Origin of the sequence: Tenacibaculum gallaicum, assembly GCF_003387615.1 — a bacterium.
Lineage (GTDB): Bacteria > Bacteroidota > Bacteroidia > Flavobacteriales > Flavobacteriaceae > Polaribacter > Polaribacter gallaicus.
The window spans coordinates 64,424-83,798 of record NZ_QUNS01000009.1 but is presented as its reverse complement, the minus strand read 5'-3'; the positions used below and the strand labels follow the sequence as shown (position 1 = coordinate 83,798).

Sequence of the window (19,375 nt, the reverse complement as noted above, 5' to 3'; positions counted from 1 at the left end):
ATTTTGATATTGTTTTAGTTAATTTGGAGTATTTAAATAAATTATTGTAACAAATAGAAGACTAACAAGAATATAAATCACCCATATCTTCCATGCGCTTTTGGCTAAAAAGGCAAAAATCATTAAAACTGCCCACATAATAAACCCAAAAAAACGTAGTGTCATTATTACATTTGGTATACTAAAAAAGGGCATTAACATCATGTGAAAGGTTTCTGTCACAATATACCCTCCTATAAATCCAGCACTTATCTTTGCAATGCGTTGGATAGGTGAACTTGTCAAGTATTTTTTATTTGCTGGCATAATTATTTAAGATAAACTTCAAGTAATAGTGATAAAATCATCATAATAACTAATATTGGAAATTTTAAAAAACGTAAAGGCTCAATTAAAACAACTAAGCTTGCTACTAACATTAGTAGAGTTAAATATGAAAATATTCCTGCCCCAAAGCCTAAGTATAAAACTGCACTAGCTAACCCAATAATTAACAAGACTAAACCTATATACTTCCCTTTTATTTTGTTCTCATTAATCCATTTCTGAAGAGGTAAATAAAACGTTAAACCTGCTCTACTTGAAGTACTGTATAAAAAATAAAAACCTATAAGGGTTAAGCAGCCTATAATTGTTAACATGTTATTTTTTTATAAGTTATAATTAAATCAATCCTACTATTTTTATGTTAAAATCGTTTTTACTTATTAAGACTAAATAAAAATAAATTATTTTTGTTTTCTGCAAAACTAATTTTTATTTGGAAATCGGGGGATACGTAAAACGGATAAAAACATACGTTAAACGGAATAAGAAAACATGAAGGTCACTATAAATAATAACGAAGAAGCTGTTTTTGATAAGCTAACTAATATTAAAAAGACAAATGATAATTTTTATAAAACCCTAATAACAAACTTTAATGACGATAATTTTAAAGGTTGGTATAAAGAACATGTGTTTGAAAACTTTAAAATAGGTTTTGGTTCTATAAAAACCATAAAAGGCTATAGAATACATTTTAATATTAAAGGAGAGAGTATAGAAATGTTATTCAATTTACAAGGTAAGTTTACTATACATATACCTGAAAAAGAAAGTAAATATTCTTTTAATTCAAACTCACATAATATTAACTTTTATAGTAATACACAAGGTTGTTTAGAATGTGAATCTTCTGAATCTTTTATTGTACGCCTTAACTTATCTCCCTTATTTTTTATTCAGTATTTACCCGATGATATTAGGTTTGATGATTTTAAAAGGTTAATCAATGATAAAAAATTCGGGAAAATTAATTCGGAAAATTGCTTAATAAATTCAAAAATGCATTTTTTAATAAAAGAAGTTATTGATTCTGAATGGGATAATCATTTTCGGAAAATACATATTACCTCTAAAATATTAGACCTTCTTTTATTACAACTTTATCAGTTTACTCCTAGTGTTCCTGAAAAAAACACAACAAAGCTAACCACAACTGAAACTAACAAAATTCGAAAGGTTTATGAATACATACTTAATAACTATACATCTCCACTAACCTTATCTTTGTTATGTAAAGAAATTGGCACCAATGAATATGCTTTAAAAAAGGGCTTTAAAACCGCATTTGGCATAACCGTTTTTAAATTTATTGCTAACTTAAGAATGAATAAGGCTAAAGAACTGCTATTAAAAGGCTATACAGTAAATGAGGTTTCTGAGAAGGTAAGTTATAAAAATCCACAACACTTTTCTACTGCTTTTAAGAAGAAATTTGGTACTTCTCCTAGTAAATTTTTAAGTGAACTAAGTTCTTATTAAAGAAAAAATTAATAGTTCTATGTTTTAGATAAAAAAACCTTGGAACTACATGATTCCAAGGTTTTACAACTAACTCTACAAATCTAACATACTTGCTTAACAAGAATGCTATTCTTTTAATAAGACTTCATCAAAAAACTTGTCTTTAAGTTTTTGATAAGCTTCCAAATTATTTTGATAATTCTCACGTAACCTATCGTACTCTCCTAAATAAGCCATGTCGCACTGTATATTGTCACATTCTGCTACATTTACATAGGTGTTTGAATATGATAAAACAGTTTTATAAAGCTCATTATTTACTTTTTTTCTCTCGGAAAAGAGTCCCAATGTTTCTTTAGAAATAGCTTTATTGATTAAAGAATGCTCATGTAAACTTAAAAGATTCTCAATTTCTCTATTGATATACTGCAACTGATCTACCCATCCTTTTAGTTCTGCATAATTATACTTATGTACAACATCTATATCGCTACCGTGATTATTAAGTGTCATTTTTTTATCTTTAAATTAGGGTACTTAAACTCTCTTTCCCTTTATCTTGAATTACTTTTAAAATTTTAACTTCTTTCTTCCCTCCAGGTAAATTCCAATGAACTACATCATTCAAAGCATAACCAAACAAAGCTATACCTATTGGTGTTAAAATAGAGACTTTATTGTTTTTCAAATCTTTTTCAATTGGTTTTACAATCTGAATAGTTTTTTTCCAAACATCACCAGAAGCTATAGTTATAACAGTATTTAAACGTACTACATCATCTAGCATTTCTTCTTCATCTAAAATCTTAGCTGACTTTAATTCCTCAGCAAACTTATCTAATGATGTTTGTACTTTACCTTCTTCAGTATGTTCTGAAACATTTAGTAAACTCTTAATGTACACATACTCTTTTTTTTCTAAAACTAAACTTCCGTACTTCATTTTACTATTTTTTATGGAAAAATACCTCGTTGAACATATGCCTTTTCTATACGTTGTATAGCTATACAATATGCTGCTTTTCGCATATCTACACCTTCTAACTTTGCATAATCTGAAACTCTAGTATATGAGTCTTTTAGCTTCTTGTCTAATCGTGTAATTACCTCTTCCATATTCCATAACTCACCATTACGGTTTTGAAGCCATTCAAAATAACTAGTGATTACTCCTCCTGAATTACATAATATATCAGGGATAATTGTTACTCCTTTTTCTAAAAGAATTTTTTCTCCTTCAACATTTATAGGTCCGTTTGCTCCTTCAGCTATTAAATTAGCTTTGATTACATGCGCATTATCTTCTGTGATTTGATTTCCTAAAGCGGCAGGAATACAAATATCACAATCGGTAGCAAAAAAATCTTCTTTTTCTATTCCTATTGATTCTGGATACCCTACTAAACTTCCGTTATTAGCTTTTGTATAGTTAAAAAGATCTTCTACCTTGATTCCGTTTATATTTTGAATACTTCCGTAAGCATCTTGAACTCCTACCATTTTGGCTCCTTCTCTTTCTAAAAAGTATGATGCCCAATAACCAACATTACCAAAACCTTGTACAATAAAAGTTTTACCTTCTAAACTCTCATTATTTTGTTCTACCCAAAACTTAATAGTTAAGAAAACTCCATAACCTGTTGCTCTATCACGCCCTTCAAGTCCACCACTTCCTATTGGTTTTCCTGTAACTACATGTTGATTCATTGAACGTTCTGCAGGTGCTTTTGTACTCATATACGTATCTGCCATCCACGCCATAGTTTGGGCACTTGTATTTACATCTGGAGCAGGAATATCATGCTCTGGTCCAATATTATCTCCTAAAGCAAACGTAAAACGCCTAGTAATACGTTCTAATTCATCTTTTGAATATTTAGTAGGGTCAATTTGAATACCTCCTTTACCTCCACCGTATGGCAAACCTGCTAAAGATGTTTTCCATGTCATCCACATTGCCAAAGCTCTTGCTGCATCAATATCTACCGTTGGGTGGTAACGTAAACCTCCCTTATACGGACCTAATGCATTATTGTGTTGTACACGATATCCTTGAAAAATTTCAACACCTCCATTATCCATTTTCACAGGAAAATTAACAATGATCTCGTTATTCGTAATACTTAATATTTTACGAATATTAGGGTGCAAACCAATTTGATCAGATGCACTATTAAACTGTTCTAGTACATTATCAACCATTCCTCTAGCATTCTTTCGCTTCGTTGGTTTTTTTAATTCTTTGGTTAATGTCATCTCACTTATGTTTGAATTTATTTTACTACCTAAAATTTTACTTTTTGTATTATTCATACCTAACTCCCTTAAACAGCTTGCATTTCTTGTTCTGCAACTACCTCTTTTTTCTTTACTTCTTCGGCACTCACCTCATTATACTCACTACATGACCACACCTTTTCTTTAGATTTGGTTAACACGCATGTATTTATTTCTGTACATGACGGGCAAATATTAAAAGGATTAGTATTCATAAATTACATTTATTTTGTTCTTTCCTTCTAAAGGCAAATGGTATGCCGATAAATATGCCAAAAAACAAAAAAACTTCTACACCCTTTGTTTATATAGGATACGGAAGTTTCTGTAAAATTTACTTTAAAATTAAAGTGGGGAATTTTTCCTCAGGCGGAGAAAAAACACCCAAAAAAACATCTTATTCTTTTAACTTTTCTCGTAAAGTCTTACGATCTATTTGAAGGATTTTTGCTGCTTTTGTTTTATTGTTATTAGTAGCATTTAATACATGTTGTATGTGACGTTTTTCCATTTCTTTTAAAGATATTAATCCTTCTTCTGAAAAATCGACATTATATTTTAGCGAATCCGGTAAATGCTCTACCTCAACTATACGATCACACATGATTACTGCACGCTGTATTATGTTCTCTAACTCTCTAATATTCCCAGGCCAATTATATCGTTTTAACACATCTAAAGCTTTAGGGCTTATTTTTACGAACCTATCTTTATATTCAACACCATACTTAAAAAGAAATTTTTCTACTAGCATAGAAATATCATCCTTTCTTTCTCGTAAAGGTGGTACCTCTATTTCAACTACTGTTAATCTATAAAATAAATCTTCTCGAAATGTTCCTTTTTGAATCATTTCTTTTAAGTTGTTGTTAGTTGCTGCAATAATTCTAACATCTACTTTCTCTGCTTTTTGAGCTCCAACCTTTACCACTTCTTTTTCTTGTAAAGCTCTTAACAATTTTGATTGTACATTTAAAGAGGCGTTACCTATTTCATCTAAAAAAATAGTTCCTCCATTAGCTGCTTGAAAAAAACCATTCCTGTTACTTTCTGCCCCAGTAAAAGCTCCTTTAACATAACCAAACAACTCAGATTCTAATAAATTCTCTGGTATTGCACCACAGTTCACAGCTATATATGGCTCTTTAGCAAATTTTCCTTCATAATGTATTGCGCGTGCTACCAATTCTTTTCCCGTTCCACTCTCCCCTTTAACAGAAACCGTTACCTTGTTATTTTTTACACGATCTATTATTTGAAAAATTTCATTAATCTTTTCTGAAGCTCCTATCATATCTCCATAAAAGTTCTTTTTTTCTTTCTCTTGAGGAACCTTTCTTTGGCTTATTTCTGATTTTTTCAAAGCATCATCCATTGCTGTTTTCAGCTCTTCTTTAGTAAATGGCTTTGTTAGATATGCTACTACACCAGATTTAATAGCTTCAAGTGAGTCTTGTACTGATGGATATCCTGTTACTATAAGTTTAGGTAACTTTGGATAATGCTCTGAAACAAACTTAACAAGCTCAAAACCATCCACTTCAGGCATTTTTAAATCTGTAATTAACAAGTCTATTGAAGTATCTCTTAAAATTGTGACTGCTTCTTTAACCGATACTGCTTTGTAGGTGTGATAATTCCAAGATTGTAAGTGTCTATGCAACAATTCTAAGATATGAACGTCATCATCAACTATAAGTATATTCTCTTTTTTTAACGGCATTTCTTTTATTTTGGTAACCTCACCTCAAAGATAGCACCTTTTTCAATGCCATTTTTAGCTGTTATTCTTCCTTTATGACTTGATACAATACCATGCACTACACTCAGTCCTAAACCTGTTCCTTCTCCTGTTGGTTTCGTTGTAAAGAAAGGTTGAAACACTTTTTCAAGAGCTTCTTCAGTTAACCCTTTTCCTTCATCTGAAATTCTTAAAACTACTTCTTTATCTGTTTGAAATGTTTCAATGGTAACTAGCCCTTCTTTTGGTGAAAAGTAAATAGCATTTATAATTAAGTTAAAAATAATCTGAGTAAGCTGAACCGTATCTGCTCGCAACCATAGTTCAGACTCTTCTACTTTTACTAAATACTTTACAGATTGTCTTCTAAAAGTAGCGTCCAGTAAATTTATAGCATCTTTTATGCTTGGAATAATATTTACTTCCTTCATTTCTTGTGGCATCTCACAAGCAAAATACATGAGTTTTTTTACTACTTCTCTTGAAAAAATTGCGCTTTGAATAATTTTTTCTACATCGGCCAACCCCTTTTCATTACTATGCATATCTGCTTTTAACAGTTCTGAATAACCTAATATATTGGCTAGCGGGGTATTTAACTCATGGGCAATACCTGCTGTTAGTTCTCCTAAAATTGATAAACGATCGGCGTGTTCCATTTTACGCCTCATTGATAATTCGTTATTCTTTATTTCAATACGTTCTAAAAGTCCTCCTATTTTTTTAGCTACGGTATCAAACAGTTCCTTTTCTTCTTTTAGGTATAAGTTATCTTTAAGTTCTTTACCTTTTATAAATGCTGATATTTTTCCTTTAGGTATATTAAATACCGGAATAGTACTTGAAATTATACAAAGTTCTTCTTCTGTATTATTTTTCTCTTCAGAATACTCTTTTACATCAATAAAAACTCGAGTGTTTTTGGGAAACTGTAACGCTTTTTTTAAACTCTTAGCTATCGCTTTTAAAGTAATAGCTACTTGATCTAAGTTTGCATTTATTATTAAAGATGTTACCTCATAAAGACAGGTTAACTCTTTTATACGTTCTTTTAGTTCTTTTTCTGTGGTACTTCCTGACTTCATTAGTAGCTTTTTTTATTAAACTCAGATAAACACTTATGTTTTCGGGGAATAAAAATACAAAATAACTCTCCTTAGCTTGCTTTTATGATAAAAACTATCTTATTATTTATTCTCTTTTTTATGCTTTACCTATTTTATGTAAATTCGTTGTTATGGAATTACTTTTTATAGGTTTAGCTGGAGGTGCTATTATATCCTATTACATTTTTAAAAAATTCACCTCAGTAAGAAGAAAAAATTTAACCGAAAAACAATCGGTCGTTTTGTTAGATAAAATTAAAAAAGTATCTAAATTAATTACAGTTGAAGGAGAGTTTGCCGAGATATACCATCATGAAAATACTAGAGAGAAGTTTTTAGGACTTGTTACTAGTAAGAAAAAAGCTATTATTTTAATTAATGCTAAAGTTCATATTGGCTTTGATTTTAGAAAAATAAAAATGCATACCGACACGAAGAAAAAGGTATTGATTTTATCTCAATTTCCACAACCTGAAGTATTTTCAATAGAACCTAATTTACGTTTCTATGATATTCAAAACGGACTACTTAACAAGTTTAGCTCAGAAGATTTAACCGAAGTAAACAAAGAGGCCAAAGAACATATTCTTCAAAAAATACCTGAAAGCAACCTAATGCAAACAGCAAACAAGGAAGCTTTGGAAGCTGTTACTCTAATGCAAAACTTAGTAGAAACTATTGGATGGAAACTAGACTATTCTGCATTAAAAATTCCTGAATAAACTCAAAATTTAATTGAATAACTAGCTGTAATGAAGAAATATTATAAAACATTTAAATTATTATTCATTTCTGCTTTTTCTTTCTCTTTATATTATTACATAGATAACCATGATGCTTTAATATTACTTCAAGAAAAAGCTGACAAATACTCCATGCGTAGAGGCTTTGAATTTTTCATATTCGTAAATATTTTTAAATACTTTTTCTTATTACTTAGCTTTATGTCTATTATTTTCTTAGCTTTTACATCCTATAAAAATAAAAAGAATGAATATTGAAGAATTTCGTAACTATTGCATTACCAAAAAAGGAGTAACTGAACATTTTCCTTTTGATGATAATGTTTTAGTATTTAAAGTAATGGATAAAATGTTTGCTTTATCTGGTTTAGATAGTTGGGAGCAACATGAGCCTAAGGTTAATTTAAAATGTGAGCCTGAACGTGCTTTAGAATTAAGAGCTGAATACGAAAGTATTAATCCAGGATTTCACATGAGTAAGAAACATTGGAATACAGTTACTTTAAACAATGATGTTTCTGATACTTTTGTTTTTGAATTAATTGATCGCTCATGCGAACTTATAGTAAAAGGATTAACTAAAAAACTTCAAGAAGAATTAAAATCATTATAACCAAATGCTAAAACCTGACCTTAGAAAACTATACAAACAAAAGAGAAACACACTTACTGAAGTAGAAAAAGAAAAACTACAGAAAAGTATTTATCAACAAATTTTCGAGTTACAAACCAGTGATATTCGTACTGTACATTTGTTTTTGTCCATGCGAAAGTTTAATGAAGTGGACACAAAACCTATCGTCGATTTTTTTAGAGAAAAAGGAAAAAGAGTTATTGTTAGTCGTTGTAATTTTGAAGATGATACTCTTTCTCATTTCTATTTTGAAAAAGACACTAAACTTGAACTCAATAAATTTGGAGTTCCAGAACCTATAAATGCGGAAGAAGCTAATGTAAAAGATATCGATTTAGTTTTTGTTCCCATGTTAATTTCTGATGAGCAAAAGTATCGAGTTGGTTACGGAAAAGGGTTTTATGATCGATTTTTATCAGAGTGTAGAGAAAATACTCGAACTGTTGGACTTAATTTCTTTCCTCCTATCAAAAAAATAGAAAATACTCATGAATTTGACGTTCCATTGGATTTTGTGATATACCCAAAATAAAAAATCCCGCAAAAAGCGGGATTTTTTATTTTATATACTAACGATTATCCGTTCATTGAAATCAAGAACTCATCGTTATTTAATGATCTTTTAATTCTATCTTGTATAAACTCCATTGCTTCAATAGGGTTCATATCTGCTAAATACTTACGCAATACCCACATACGTTGTACTGTCTTTTCATCTAATAATAAATCATCTCGACGTGTACTCGACTTAATTAAGTCAATTGCAGGGTAAATTCTACGGTTTGCTATATTACGTTCTAATTGTAACTCCATGTTACCTGTTCCTTTGAATTCTTCAAAGATAACCTCATCCATTTTAGAACCAGTTTCGGTAAGTGCAGTAGCAATAATAGTTAATGAACCACCATTTTCAATATTACGAGCCGCTCCAAAGAAACGTTTTGGTTTGTGTAATGCGTTCGCATCAATACCTCCTGATAAAATCTTACCTGATGCTGGTGCTACTGTATTGTAAGCTCTTGCTAAACGTGTAATAGAGTCTAACAAAATCACTACATCATGACCACACTCTACTAAACGCTTTGCTTTTTCTAACACAATGTTAGCAACACGAACATGTTTATCTGCTGGTTCATCAAAAGTAGAAGCAACTACTTCACCGCGTACACTACGCTGCATATCGGTAACTTCTTCAGGGCGCTCATCAATTAATAAAACTATTTGATATACTTCAGGATGATTTGCTGCAATTGCTTTTGCTACATCTTTCAATAGCACTGTTTTACCAGTTTTAGGCTGCGCTACAATCATACCACGTTGTCCTTTTCCTATTGGAGAAAACAAGTCAATAATTCTAGTTGACAATGAACTTCCTTTTTCTGCTAAATTGAATTTTTCTTCAGCAAATAATGGAGTTAAGTGTTCAAAAGAAACGCGATCGCGAACAATATTTGGGCTTAATCCATTAATTTTTGAAACTCTAATTAACGGGAAGTACTTTTCTCCTTCTTTTGGAGGACGTACATTACCACGAACAGTGTCTCCTGTTTTTAATCCAAATAATTTTATTTGAGATTGTGATACATAAATATCATCAGGTGATGATAGATAGTTATAATCAGAAGAACGTAAAAATCCGTACCCATCAGGCATCATTTCTAATACACCTTCACTTTCAATGATTCCATCAAATTCAAAATCTGGATCGCGGTACTTGTTACCACTCTTGTGGTGTTGTTTATTAGTATTCTGATTTTTATTGTGCTTATTACCTCTGTTATGATTTTTATTATGCTGCTGCTTTTGTTGTTGAGGCTGTTGCTGTTTTTTATCATCTGATGAAGCTTGAACTTGCTTCTTCTCTTCTGGCCTCTTTTTTGGCTTATTAACAACTTCCTTTTTTTCTGGAGTTACTTTTTCTGGAGTTTTTTTTACTTCTGGCTCGTTAACAACTTTACTTTCTGGCTTTTCGTCAACAGTTGTAGCAGTAGCTTTAGCTTCTGTCTTAGTTATTCTTTTCCTTTTTGGTTTTTCTGCCTTAGGTGCAGGTTTAGCCTCGTTAGCACTTGCTTCAGCTTGCGCATCTAAAATTTTGTATACTAAGTCTAATTTTTTTAATTGACTAATCTTTGTTAATCCTATTGATTTAGCAATAACTTGTAAATCAGCTAATTTTTTAGTTTTTAATTCCGAAATATCGAACATTCGTTAAATAATTAAGTTACTAAAATTCTTTATGTATAAAGAATTATATTGTATTAAGTTTTGTTTTGAGTGCTAATTATATAGGGGCTATATAATAATTTTGTGCGGTTACATACAAGGCAAATATATACAAATATTTTAACTTCTAATATTTCTTTTTAAAAAAAGAAGTATTACATTTGCTACCCGATAAAAAATTATGATACAAAGAATACAATCTATATACTTATTAGTAGCAGGAATTATTTCTGGAGGATTGACTTTTTTATTTAGTCTTTGGAGTAACTCTCAAACTAATACGGTATATGTTTTAGATTTATTTTCTGGGAACTCAACCTTAGAAAATAGTATTCCTGTTTTATTTTTTATCTCAGCTTTAGTAGCTATTGTAACAATATTTTTATTTAAAAATCGTCAGTTACAATTTGTACTAAACCGTTTAAACATTTTGATAAACCTTTTTTTATTAGGATTATTGATATATTTATCACAAACATTATCTGGAGAAGCTTCGGTTTCTGAGAAAGGTATTGGGATGTTCTTTCCTATCGTTGTTATTTTGCTGTTAGTTTTAGCAAATAGAGCCATTAAGAAGGATGAAGATCTTGTAAAATCTGTAGATAGATTACGATAAACCTAACATCTTAGTATATTTAGTGCGAAAAAAACCGGGATTTAAATCTCGGTTTTTTATTTTTGTTTCCTAGTATATTCAAGGCTCACAGCTTTAAATGTTAAAGAAATGTTAAAAAAAACTCAGGGTTAACCCTGAGTCATTAATGAAACGATTAGGGATATTGTGTATTGCACACACTCTTTTAACCTCATAAATTTGTAACTGTAATAACAACCATGAATTACAACAAGATAAAAGTTCACATAGCAGATGACCATAAGATTTTAATAGACGGGGTCATTGCTTTATTAAATACTGAAGACGACATTGAAGTAGAGGGATATTCTTTAACTGGTAGACAAGTGGTAAACTGGTCTTCTAAAAATACAGCAGATGTATTAGTTTTAGATATTAACATGCCTGAAATGGATGGTATTGAAGTTTTAAAAACGTTTAAAAAACGTAATACAAAAATTAAAACAATTATACTTTCTGGTTTAAGCGACCCAAAACTTGTTCAAGAAATGATAGCACTAGGAGCTAATGGTTTTGTAGATAAAAGTCGAGCTAATGAGCAAATAATTGATGCCATAAAAGTTGTTCACAACGGCATACAATATATTAGTGAAGATATTAAAGTAAAACTTTTAGACTTATATGCTTCAGATGTAAAAGATGAAGATGAACCTGAGTTTTTGCACGGAGACTTAACTGAGAGGGAGGTTGCTGTATTAAGATTAATTTCTAAAGAGAAAAGCTCCAGTGAAATTGCACAAAAACTAAATGTCAGTATTAAAACAGTAGAAACATATAGAAGTAATTTATATAAAAAATTAAAAGTAAAAAATGTAGTAGGTTTAGCGATGTATGCCGTGAGAAACAAAATAGTGTAAAGACATAATCAACCCTTCAAATTTTCTTTAGTCCCCCAGATTAAGAAGAAGCCCCCCGAGTCTATACACTTCATGCATCGCTAATCAACTGCTACTAACAATAAACCCAATAGCGATGTACGCGTTATTTAACATAGTATAGAAAACCCCTTCATTTTGTTTTCTTTTATCCCTAAGAGATATCGTCCCCCGTCTCTTAACATCTATCCTAAGTACATCGCTATTTTTTTTAATCTAATCTCAATAATAAACACCATAAGTCATGAAAAAATTTACTCCTTATTTCCTTGCTTTGAGCCTTAGTGTTATTTTTGCTTCTTGTTCTTCTAACGAAGCGGAAGTTATAGAGAATAGTCCTGAAAACTTATTACAATCATATACTCTTAAAAGAGATGCAACTGGGGCCTACTCTATCGATTTCAATACAACTAACAATACCGATGTAACTACATTGACTAATGTAGACAACTCTAAAGAAATTGTTTTAGCTGAAACTGCACAAAAAACTGCCACAAAACACTCTAATGATTTTTCTATTGAAAATGATCATTTAAAGATTGGTTTCTTAGAGACTAATAAAGGTAAACAAACACAAATATCTGTAAAAGATGAAAACATTACATTTGCTAAAGGAATTACTGAGTTTTTAAACTCGTATAGTATTACAGCTAATGAAAATGGAACATATTTATTAAAGTTTATAGTCAACGATAATGTTACCACCGATTTTCTTTATAATGAAGAACTTGAAATTTATGAGATCCACCTATCTAATGGTAAAGCTACAGAAAACACATTTTCAAGAGAGTTAGAAACTGGATCGGATAAAGTGCTTAAGTTAAATTTTGTTAACCATAAGCTTTCTGGAAAATTATTAAAAGATGCAGTTGCTACTGTAACAAAAAAACCTGAAGTAATAATTCAATCGTGAATTTAAAACTAACAGCATACATATTATTTTTATTTTATTTCTTTTCTAATATTTCTTTTGGACAAGAAAAAAATAAAGGTTTAAATGATAAAGAATTCAGTAATAATTATCTCAAGCTTAAAGATTCTTTAACTTTTGATAAAATAGATAGTTTATATTCAACCCAAAACTATACTGAGGCTTTAGATAAAGCTTTATTACTACTAAGAAAAAGTAGATCTGAAAAAGATTACCTTCTTTCATCAAAAATTAATAACCTCATTGGTAAAATATATTTTGAAAACCATTCATACTTAAAGGCTATAGAGTTCTATACCACTAGTAATGAATATATAAAAAAACACAAACAATCATTCATTTCAGACAAAAAGAAAGATTTAAACTTACCCAAATCTAATTCTTATAATGACCTTGAAATAACTAATTTACAAAAAATTGGTAGTGCGTACCATGTTCTAAAAGAGAACGACTCTATAAATTCAAAAGTATATAAGGATAGTGCAATGCTTTATTATGAAAAAGCTATTAATAGTACTTTTAAATCTAAAAAAGCTAGAATAATAAAAGCAAAAATCAACAATAACCTTTCAACTATATACCTTAGAGACTCACTATATGACAAAGCTGAGTTTTATATAAATGAGTCCATAAATTTATATGAGGGCATTAACAACAACGTTGGTAAGGCTGGTGCTTTAGGGAATCTCGCAAATATTTATTTAGAAAAAAAAGAATTAGAAAAATCCAAAGAAACTTACTTTAAAGCTCTTAAACTTATTAATGGTATAGATGATGTCTCATCTATCAAAACTAAGTCTAGTCTATACTTTAATCTGGCATGGACACTATACCTCTTAAAAGACTATACTGCTTATGATTATCAGGAAAAATCTTATAATATTAAGGATGATTTAAGAGATAAGGAAATAAGAAGAATGATTGAGGAAATTTATGCTCAACAAGAAGTAAATTTAGAAAAAGAAAAAACAGCTTTAGTAGAAGAACAGCGAAAATTGGAAGAAGCTCAGGAAGCCAAAACTTCTATGCTTTTTGGTGCTTTAAGTTTTTTAGTTTTAATAGTTTCTGGAGTAATCATTTACAACTACAAGCTTCGTCAAAAAAATCTACGTCTTAAACTATCTGAAAGTAAACTTATACAACAACAAAACCTTGAAAAAGTAAGATCTGAAGCACAGGTTAAAATTCTTAACGCTACCATAGACGGAAAAGAAACTGAACGAAAACTTATTGCAGAAATATTGCATGATAATGTTAGTGCATTACTTTCATCAGCAAACATGCATTTAACTGCTACAAAAAAACAATTTAATGGAGACACCCCTCAAGAAATAGAAAAAACACAAGCTATAATTTCTGAAGCGTCGCAAAAAGTAAGAGACTTGTCTCATAATTTAGTTTCTTCTATTTTACTAAAATTCGGATTAGAATATGCAATTAAAGACGTTGTTAAAAAATACTCTAACAGCCAGTTAAAACTTGAGGTTTCTGCAAAAAACATTAATAGATACAACCAAGAATTTGAAATAAAAATATTTAATGTGATTCAAGAGTTAATCAATAATATTTTGAAGCACAGTAAAGCTAAACATGCGCAAATAGATTTAAAAGAAGAGAAGAATCAACTAACCGTTCTCGTTAAGGATGATGGGGTAGGATTTTCTACCTCGTCTTCTTCTTTTTCTGATGGCATTGGTCTTAATCAAGTTGAAGCTAGAATTCATATGATGGATGGTAAACTAACTATTAAGTCTGAAATAAATGTAGGTACTTCTATACATATTGCTGTTCCTATACTTAGTAAAGAAAAAAAACTCAATAAATTAACCTCTGTTAGCTAGCTCAATAATTTCCATATTTTTTACACTACCATTATCTATTTCAAAACGTAACATAGTTCTAACCTTATGGAATCCATGGTTTCCTGCCGCTCCTGGATTTAAATGAAGTAAATTTAGTTTTTTATCGTACTGAACCTTTAATATATGTGAATGTCCACAAATAAACAATTGTGGTGTATTACTTTTTAACTCTTCTCGAACCCTTTGATTGTATTTATTCGGATAACCTCCAATATGAGTTATCCAAACCGAAACACCATCAACAATAAACTTATTGTCTAACGGAAATTCTGCCCTAGCATTTTTATCATCAATATTTCCGTACACTGCTCTAAGTGGTTTTAAGCTTTTTATTATATCAGTAACCTGTAAATCTCCAATATCACCTGCATGCCAAACCTCATCAGCTTGCTTTACAAACTTTAAAATTTGATCATCAATAAAACTATGTGTATCAGAAAGGAGTAAAATTTTCTTCATTAAGGCAAAGCTAATGAATTATAAAATAAAAAATCCACGACATTACATCATGGATTTCTTTATACTAAGGGGATTTAATGAAAGGGGAATTCACTATCTTATTTTAAAAGTGAACAAAAATAGCACAAACATTCAGTTAATCTGTTAACATATGTTAATAAAACCTAAAAACATTATTTTAACCTCTTTCTCTAGCCCTTTTCAAATTAGATTTTTATAATTTAGCTCTTTAAAACTTTACACTTCTTGAGGTATTTTATTGAATTAGCATACAACGGAAAAAATTATCACGGTTGGCAAATACAGCCACACGCGATTTCAGTTCAAGAAAAAATAAACAAGGCTATTAGCACTATTTTAAGGAAAGAAGTAAACATTGTTGGTGCAGGAAGAACTGATGCTGGTGTACACGCATCACAAATGTTCGCTCATTTTGATGTGGAAACTTCACTGAACGATAATTTCACTTACAAATTGAATGCTATTTTACCTGATGATATTGTTATATTTAATACACTATTAATGCATAACGATGCTCATACTCGTTTTGATGCACTTAGCAGAAGCTATGAATACAAAATTTGGCTAGGTAGAAATCCGTTTTTGTTAGATACTACTTGGCAATTACACCACCAGCAATTAAACATAGAATTGATGAATAAAGCTGCTACAATTCTTTATGATTATGAAGATTTTAAATGTTTTTCAAAAGTAAAAACAGATGTACATACGTTTAATTGCACAGTAACTAATGCAAAATGGATAAAAAGTGGAAATGAACTAACCTTTCATATTAGTGCTAATCGTTTTTTAAGAAACATGGTTCGTGCTATAGTAGGTACCTTGATTGAGGTTGGTTTAGAAAAAATAACTTTAGATGATTTTAAAAACATTATAGAAAGTAAAAATCGAAGCAAAGCAGGAGTGTCAGTTCCTGCAAAAGGTTTATTTTTAACAAAAGTAAAATACGACTATATATAGTGAGTAAAACAACAGGAAAAGCATTTGATATTAAAATTTTTGCACGACTTATGAGTTTTGCAAAAAAATACCGTGTACGATTTATAATTGCGGCATTATCTACCATTTTACTAGCGGGATTTGCGGTACTAACTCCTGTCATTTTAATGACGGCCATAGACGACTTTACAGTAACCAAAGACATTACAAGACTGTTGTATTTTACAATTGCCATGATTGTTGTTTTACTTATTCAAGTATTATTTCAGTTTAGTTTTATCTATTATGCAAACTGGGTAGGTCAACATATTATTAGAGATATAAGGGCTAAAACTTTTAGGAAAATACTTCAATTTAAGATGGGGTATTTTGATAACTCTTCAGTTGGAAAGTTAGTAACTCGTGTTGTTTCAGATATAGAAACCATTGCTAATTTTTTTACACAGGGTGTTTTTATGATTGTTAGCGATGTTTTAAAAATGATTGTAGTAATCATGGTAATGTTCTATACAAACTGGAAGCTAGCATTAATCGCACTTGCAACCCTACCTGTGTTAATTTACGCTACTAAACTATTTCAAATAGCAATTAAATCTACCTTTCAAGATGTTCGTAACCAAGTAGCAAACCTAAACAGTTTTGTACAAGAAAGAGTTACAGGAATGAAAATTGTCCAACTCTTTAATAGAGAAAAAATTGAGTACAAAAATTTTATTGATATTAACAATAAACATAAAAAAGCACATGTTAAAACTGTATGGTACTACTCTATTTTCTTCCCTATCGCCGAAATACTATCTTCAATAGCAATAGGCTTAATTGTATGGTATGGTGGTTTACAAGTTGTTGAAGACAAAGCTGTAAGTGTTGGTGCCATTATTGGTTTTATAAAAATGGCTCAAATGCTTTTTAGACCTTTAAGGCAAATAGCTGATAAGTTTAATCAACTACAAATGGGAATTGTAGCTGGTGAACGTGTTTTTAATATAATAGATACTGAAAGCTCTATAGACAAAAATGGAACGATTACTGCTAATAACATACAAGGAACTATTGACTTTAAAGACGTACGGTTTAGCTATATAAAAGGAGAAGAAATTTTAAAAGGAATTAGTTTTAATGTTAAAAAAGGACAAACAGTTGCCATTGTGGGAGCTACAGGTGCAGGTAAATCAACTATAATTAATCTTATAAATCGTTTTTACGAAATAGATAGTGGTGAAATATCTATTGATAACATTCCTGTTCAAGATTACAAAATAACTTCTTTACGTCAAAAAGTAGCTGTAGTATTACAAGATGTATTTTTATTCTCAGATAGTATTTTAAACAACATTACTTTAAACAATGAAAACATTTCTCTTGAAGAAGTTCAAATAGCAGCAAAACAGATAGGGATTCACGAGTTTATAATGACTCTTCCTAACAACTATCATTATAATGTAAAAGAACGCGGGGGCATGTTATCTTCAGGTCAACGTCAATTAATTGCCTTTTTACGTGCCTATGTTAGTAAGCCAAGTATTTTAATTTTAGACGAGGCTACCTCATCAGTTGACACACATTCTGAACAAATGATTCAATACGCAACTGATGAAATCACCAAAAACAGGACTTCTATTGTAATTGCACATCGTTTAGCGACCATTAAAAAAGCAGATATGATTATCGTTATGGACAAAGGTTGCATTGTTGAAAAAGGAAATCATACACAATTATTAAAAAAACATGAGGGTTATTATAAGAATTTGTACGAAAAACAGTTTAATAATGAAACAGTGGTGTAAATAAATTTGTTTACACCAATCAAAGTAGTACATTTGTTATTCAATCTTAAAAACTAAAAATCAATAAACGATGAAAAGAGTAATTTTATCAGTATTTGTTGTTGGTGCTTTATTAGCAACATCATGTAAAAATACTAAAGAGGAAGCTAAAGATGCTGTAGAAACTGTAGAAAAAGCTACTGAAGAAGCTAAAGAAGCTGCAACTAAAGCAACAGAAGAAGCTAAAGAGGCTACTGAAGAAGCTGCTAAAGCTGTAGGTTCTACAATCGAAGGTGTCGAAATTCCTGAATTTGAAGATCCAAAAGTAGGTGAATACTTACAGTCTTATGCTGAGTATGCTAAAACATACATTGATGCAAAAGGTGATGTTGTAAAAAATTCTGAATTAGCTCAAAAAGGTGTTGAGTTAGCTAAAAAGTCACAAGATATTCTTGGTAACTTAAGCCAAGAAGATGCTGTAAAGTTTAGTGAAGTTATGACTGCTATTCAATCTAAAATGGCTCCTGCTCAATAATCTTTTGGACAGATCATAAAAAAAACTCGCAAATTGCGAGTTTTTTTTATGCCATTACATCTTTTTCTAATTTTCTATGGAGTTCTTCTAATGACTTGTACAATACAAATTCTCCATCTTTTATATACGAAATCTCTCCTGTCTCTTCTGAAACCAATAAACAAATTGCATCGGTTTTTTCACTAACACCAATAGCCGCTCTGTGACGTAACCCAAACCTTGAAGGTATTTTAGTACTGTTAGAAACTGGTAATATTACTCGAGTTGCCACAATATAATTATCACGAATAACTGTCGCACCATCATGCAACGGACTGTTTTTATAAAAAATACTCTCAATAATAACTTCATTAACCAAAGCATTCATCTTATCTCCAGTATTAATTAAAAAATCTAAATTATTTGTTTTCTCAATAACTAATAATGCTCCTGTTTTTGTTTTAGATAAGTTAGCACAAGCCATTAAAATAGTTTCAACATCTGTTTCAGAATGAATTTCTGTTTTTAAAAACTTCAACTGATTTAAAAAGCCTTTTTTTGTTGAAAAATTAGTAGTTCCAATCATTAATAAAAACTTTCGAATTTCCTGTTGGAACACAATAATAAGTGCAATGACCCCACCTGAAAGTAAGTAACCTAAAATTCCACTTAACATTTCCATATGTAAAGCCTGTGTTACCTTCCATATCAAAAATATAAAAGCAATTCCTATTACAATATTAATCGCGACTGTTCCTTTTAATAATTTATAGATATAATAAAGTAGCACTGCTACTAAAAATATATCTAACACATCAAGGAACGAAAAGTCGATAAAATCCAAGTTCATTAATTTTTTGAA

23 protein-coding genes are annotated in these 19,375 nt (G+C 30.3%); 12 read left to right on the top strand and 11 right to left on the bottom strand.

The window, feature by feature from the left end; all coding sequences use genetic code 11:
- Nucleotides 1-18 precede the first annotated feature (18 nt).
- Complete coding sequence (locus C7448_RS15955) at nucleotides 19-306, bottom strand: hypothetical protein (protein WP_115902021.1); 288 nt, start codon at nucleotides 304-306, stop codon at nucleotides 19-21.
- Between the two features lie 2 nt (nucleotides 307-308).
- Nucleotides 309-641 carry a hypothetical protein gene (locus C7448_RS13880; protein ID WP_115902020.1) on the bottom strand — a complete coding sequence of 111 codons (333 nt, stop codon included), beginning with the start codon at nucleotides 639-641 and terminating at the stop codon, nucleotides 309-311.
- 178 nt (nucleotides 642-819) lie between these two features.
- On the opposite strand from C7448_RS13880, the gene C7448_RS13875 reads away from it, so the two are divergent.
- Nucleotides 820-1,806 carry a helix-turn-helix transcriptional regulator gene (locus C7448_RS13875; RefSeq protein ID WP_115902019.1) on the top strand — a complete coding sequence of 329 codons (987 nt, stop codon included), beginning with the start codon at nucleotides 820-822 and terminating at the stop codon, nucleotides 1,804-1,806.
- Nucleotides 1,807-1,914: 108 nt separating this feature from the next.
- On the opposite strand, the gene C7448_RS13870 is transcribed toward C7448_RS13875, so the two are convergent.
- From C7448_RS13870 to C7448_RS13850, 6 genes are all read right to left on the bottom strand, one after another.
- Nucleotides 1,915-2,301: a hypothetical protein gene (locus tag C7448_RS13870; protein ID WP_115902018.1), complete on the bottom strand. Its 387-nt coding sequence runs from the start codon at nucleotides 2,299-2,301 to the stop codon at nucleotides 1,915-1,917.
- A gap of 10 nt (nucleotides 2,302-2,311) precedes the next feature.
- The gene (locus tag C7448_RS13865) at nucleotides 2,312-2,731 is read right to left on the bottom strand and encodes a GreA/GreB family elongation factor (RefSeq protein ID WP_115902017.1); all 420 of its coding nucleotides are present in this window, start codon (nucleotides 2,729-2,731) and stop codon (nucleotides 2,312-2,314) included.
- A gap of 11 nt (nucleotides 2,732-2,742) precedes the next feature.
- On the bottom strand, nucleotides 2,743-4,044 hold the full coding sequence (locus C7448_RS13860) for a Glu/Leu/Phe/Val family dehydrogenase (protein ID WP_115902055.1): 1,302 nt from the start codon (nucleotides 4,042-4,044) through the stop codon (nucleotides 2,743-2,745).
- 68 nt (nucleotides 4,045-4,112) lie between these two features.
- Nucleotides 4,113-4,280, bottom strand: coding sequence for a hypothetical protein (locus C7448_RS15880; RefSeq protein ID WP_170137046.1), 168 nt, complete (start codon nucleotides 4,278-4,280; stop codon nucleotides 4,113-4,115).
- A 182-nt stretch (nucleotides 4,281-4,462) separates the two neighbouring features.
- Nucleotides 4,463-5,788, bottom strand: a complete 1,326-nt coding sequence (locus C7448_RS13855; protein WP_115902016.1) for a sigma-54-dependent transcriptional regulator — start codon at nucleotides 5,786-5,788, stop codon at nucleotides 4,463-4,465.
- 5 nt (nucleotides 5,789-5,793) lie between these two features.
- On the bottom strand, nucleotides 5,794-6,891 hold the full coding sequence (locus tag C7448_RS13850) for a sensor histidine kinase (protein ID WP_115902015.1): 1,098 nt from the start codon (nucleotides 6,889-6,891) through the stop codon (nucleotides 5,794-5,796).
- Nucleotides 6,892-7,043: 152 nt separating this feature from the next.
- Between C7448_RS13850 and C7448_RS13845 the strand changes: the two genes are divergently transcribed.
- Genes C7448_RS13845 through C7448_RS13830 form a run of 4 tightly spaced genes read left to right on the top strand, consistent with a single transcriptional unit; the run spans nucleotide 7,044 to nucleotide 8,821 of the window.
- Complete coding sequence (locus C7448_RS13845; protein ID WP_115902014.1) at nucleotides 7,044-7,634, top strand: DUF4230 domain-containing protein; 591 nt, start codon at nucleotides 7,044-7,046, stop codon at nucleotides 7,632-7,634.
- Between the two features lie 30 nt (nucleotides 7,635-7,664).
- On the top strand, nucleotides 7,665-7,913 hold the full coding sequence (locus tag C7448_RS15950) for a hypothetical protein (RefSeq protein WP_115902013.1): 249 nt from the start codon (nucleotides 7,665-7,667) through the stop codon (nucleotides 7,911-7,913).
- Nucleotides 7,903-8,268 (top strand): MmcQ/YjbR family DNA-binding protein, encoded by a 366-nt coding sequence (locus C7448_RS13835; protein WP_115902012.1) that lies wholly within the window; start codon nucleotides 7,903-7,905, stop codon nucleotides 8,266-8,268. Before C7448_RS15950 ends, C7448_RS13835 begins: the two co-directional genes overlap by 11 nt.
- Before the next feature lie 4 nt (nucleotides 8,269-8,272).
- Nucleotides 8,273-8,821, top strand: coding sequence for a 5-formyltetrahydrofolate cyclo-ligase (locus tag C7448_RS13830; protein ID WP_115902011.1), 549 nt, complete (start codon nucleotides 8,273-8,275; stop codon nucleotides 8,819-8,821).
- Between the two features lie 44 nt (nucleotides 8,822-8,865).
- Here the strand turns inward: C7448_RS13830 and rho are convergent, their stop codons facing one another.
- Nucleotides 8,866-10,494 (bottom strand): transcription termination factor Rho, encoded by a 1,629-nt coding sequence (gene rho, locus C7448_RS13825; protein WP_115902010.1) that lies wholly within the window; start codon nucleotides 10,492-10,494, stop codon nucleotides 8,866-8,868.
- Between the two features lie 199 nt (nucleotides 10,495-10,693).
- On the opposite strand from rho, the gene C7448_RS13820 reads away from it, so the two are divergent.
- From C7448_RS13820 to C7448_RS13805, 4 genes are all read left to right on the top strand, one after another.
- Complete coding sequence (locus C7448_RS13820; protein WP_115902009.1) at nucleotides 10,694-11,128, top strand: DUF4293 domain-containing protein; 435 nt, start codon at nucleotides 10,694-10,696, stop codon at nucleotides 11,126-11,128.
- Nucleotides 11,129-11,346: 218 nt separating this feature from the next.
- Nucleotides 11,347-12,003 carry a response regulator gene (locus C7448_RS13815; RefSeq protein ID WP_115902008.1) on the top strand — a complete coding sequence of 219 codons (657 nt, stop codon included), beginning with the start codon at nucleotides 11,347-11,349 and terminating at the stop codon, nucleotides 12,001-12,003.
- A gap of 262 nt (nucleotides 12,004-12,265) precedes the next feature.
- On the top strand, nucleotides 12,266-12,934 hold the full coding sequence (locus tag C7448_RS13810; protein ID WP_115902007.1) for a hypothetical protein: 669 nt from the start codon (nucleotides 12,266-12,268) through the stop codon (nucleotides 12,932-12,934).
- Nucleotides 12,931-14,793 (top strand): sensor histidine kinase, encoded by a 1,863-nt coding sequence (locus C7448_RS13805; RefSeq protein WP_115902006.1) that lies wholly within the window; start codon nucleotides 12,931-12,933, stop codon nucleotides 14,791-14,793. The genes C7448_RS13810 and C7448_RS13805 overlap by 4 nt, the downstream gene beginning before the upstream one ends.
- On the opposite strand, the gene C7448_RS13800 is transcribed toward C7448_RS13805, so the two are convergent.
- Nucleotides 14,776-15,273 carry a metallophosphoesterase family protein gene (locus C7448_RS13800; protein ID WP_115902005.1) on the bottom strand — a complete coding sequence of 166 codons (498 nt, stop codon included), beginning with the start codon at nucleotides 15,271-15,273 and terminating at the stop codon, nucleotides 14,776-14,778. The genes C7448_RS13805 and C7448_RS13800 overlap by 18 nt on opposite strands.
- Before the next feature lie 246 nt (nucleotides 15,274-15,519).
- Here C7448_RS13800 and truA point away from each other — a divergent pair, with 246 nt between their 5' ends.
- The 3 genes from truA to C7448_RS13785 all read left to right on the top strand — a co-directional run bounded on the left by truA (nucleotide 15,520) and on the right by C7448_RS13785 (nucleotide 18,534).
- Nucleotides 15,520-16,254: a tRNA pseudouridine(38-40) synthase TruA gene (gene truA / locus C7448_RS13795; protein WP_115902004.1), complete on the top strand. Its 735-nt coding sequence runs from the start codon at nucleotides 15,520-15,522 to the stop codon at nucleotides 16,252-16,254.
- Nucleotides 16,254-18,020, top strand: a complete 1,767-nt coding sequence (locus tag C7448_RS13790; protein WP_115902003.1) for an ABC transporter ATP-binding protein — start codon at nucleotides 16,254-16,256, stop codon at nucleotides 18,018-18,020. The genes truA and C7448_RS13790 overlap by 1 nt, the downstream gene beginning before the upstream one ends.
- Nucleotides 18,021-18,090: 70 nt before the next feature.
- Nucleotides 18,091-18,534, top strand: a complete 444-nt coding sequence (locus C7448_RS13785) for a hypothetical protein (protein ID WP_115902002.1) — start codon at nucleotides 18,091-18,093, stop codon at nucleotides 18,532-18,534.
- A 46-nt stretch (nucleotides 18,535-18,580) separates the two neighbouring features.
- On the opposite strand, the gene cdaA is transcribed toward C7448_RS13785, so the two are convergent.
- Nucleotides 18,581-19,363: a diadenylate cyclase CdaA gene (gene cdaA / locus C7448_RS13780; protein ID WP_115902001.1), complete on the bottom strand. Its 783-nt coding sequence runs from the start codon at nucleotides 19,361-19,363 to the stop codon at nucleotides 18,581-18,583.
- Nucleotides 19,364-19,375 lie beyond the last annotated feature (12 nt).

What these genes read in the sequence shown, in the direction of transcription:
- C7448_RS15955 (WP_115902021.1), bottom strand. Translation starts at nt 306, where the DNA reads ATGCCAGCAAATAAAAAATACTTGACAAGTTCACCTATCCAACGCATT.
- C7448_RS13880 (WP_115902020.1), bottom strand. Translation starts at nt 641, where the DNA reads ATGTTAACAATTATAGGCTGCTTAACCCTTATAGGTTTTTATTTTTTA.
- C7448_RS13875 (WP_115902019.1), top strand. Translation starts at nt 820, where the DNA reads ATGAAGGTCACTATAAATAATAACGAAGAAGCTGTTTTTGATAAGCTA.
- C7448_RS13870 (WP_115902018.1), bottom strand. Translation starts at nt 2,301, where the DNA reads ATGACACTTAATAATCACGGTAGCGATATAGATGTTGTACATAAGTAT.
- C7448_RS13865 (WP_115902017.1), bottom strand. Translation starts at nt 2,731, where the DNA reads ATGAAGTACGGAAGTTTAGTTTTAGAAAAAAAAGAGTATGTGTACATT.
- C7448_RS13860 (WP_115902055.1), bottom strand. Translation starts at nt 4,044, where the DNA reads ATGACATTAACCAAAGAATTAAAAAAACCAACGAAGCGAAAGAATGCT.
- C7448_RS15880 (WP_170137046.1), bottom strand. Translation starts at nt 4,280, where the DNA reads ATGAATACTAATCCTTTTAATATTTGCCCGTCATGTACAGAAATAAAT.
- C7448_RS13855 (WP_115902016.1), bottom strand. Translation starts at nt 5,788, where the DNA reads ATGCCGTTAAAAAAAGAGAATATACTTATAGTTGATGATGACGTTCAT.
- C7448_RS13850 (WP_115902015.1), bottom strand. Translation starts at nt 6,891, where the DNA reads ATGAAGTCAGGAAGTACCACAGAAAAAGAACTAAAAGAACGTATAAAA.
- C7448_RS13845 (WP_115902014.1), top strand. Translation starts at nt 7,044, where the DNA reads ATGGAATTACTTTTTATAGGTTTAGCTGGAGGTGCTATTATATCCTAT.
- C7448_RS15950 (WP_115902013.1), top strand. Translation starts at nt 7,665, where the DNA reads ATGAAGAAATATTATAAAACATTTAAATTATTATTCATTTCTGCTTTT.
- C7448_RS13835 (WP_115902012.1), top strand. Translation starts at nt 7,903, where the DNA reads ATGAATATTGAAGAATTTCGTAACTATTGCATTACCAAAAAAGGAGTA.
- C7448_RS13830 (WP_115902011.1), top strand. Translation starts at nt 8,273, where the DNA reads ATGCTAAAACCTGACCTTAGAAAACTATACAAACAAAAGAGAAACACA.
- rho (WP_115902010.1), bottom strand. Translation starts at nt 10,494, where the DNA reads ATGTTCGATATTTCGGAATTAAAAACTAAAAAATTAGCTGATTTACAA.
- C7448_RS13820 (WP_115902009.1), top strand. Translation starts at nt 10,694, where the DNA reads ATGATACAAAGAATACAATCTATATACTTATTAGTAGCAGGAATTATT.
- C7448_RS13815 (WP_115902008.1), top strand. Translation starts at nt 11,347, where the DNA reads ATGAATTACAACAAGATAAAAGTTCACATAGCAGATGACCATAAGATT.
- C7448_RS13810 (WP_115902007.1), top strand. Translation starts at nt 12,266, where the DNA reads ATGAAAAAATTTACTCCTTATTTCCTTGCTTTGAGCCTTAGTGTTATT.
- C7448_RS13800 (WP_115902005.1), bottom strand. Translation starts at nt 15,273, where the DNA reads ATGAAGAAAATTTTACTCCTTTCTGATACACATAGTTTTATTGATGAT.
- C7448_RS13785 (WP_115902002.1), top strand. Translation starts at nt 18,091, where the DNA reads ATGAAAAGAGTAATTTTATCAGTATTTGTTGTTGGTGCTTTATTAGCA.
- cdaA (WP_115902001.1), bottom strand. Translation starts at nt 19,363, where the DNA reads ATGAACTTGGATTTTATCGACTTTTCGTTCCTTGATGTGTTAGATATA.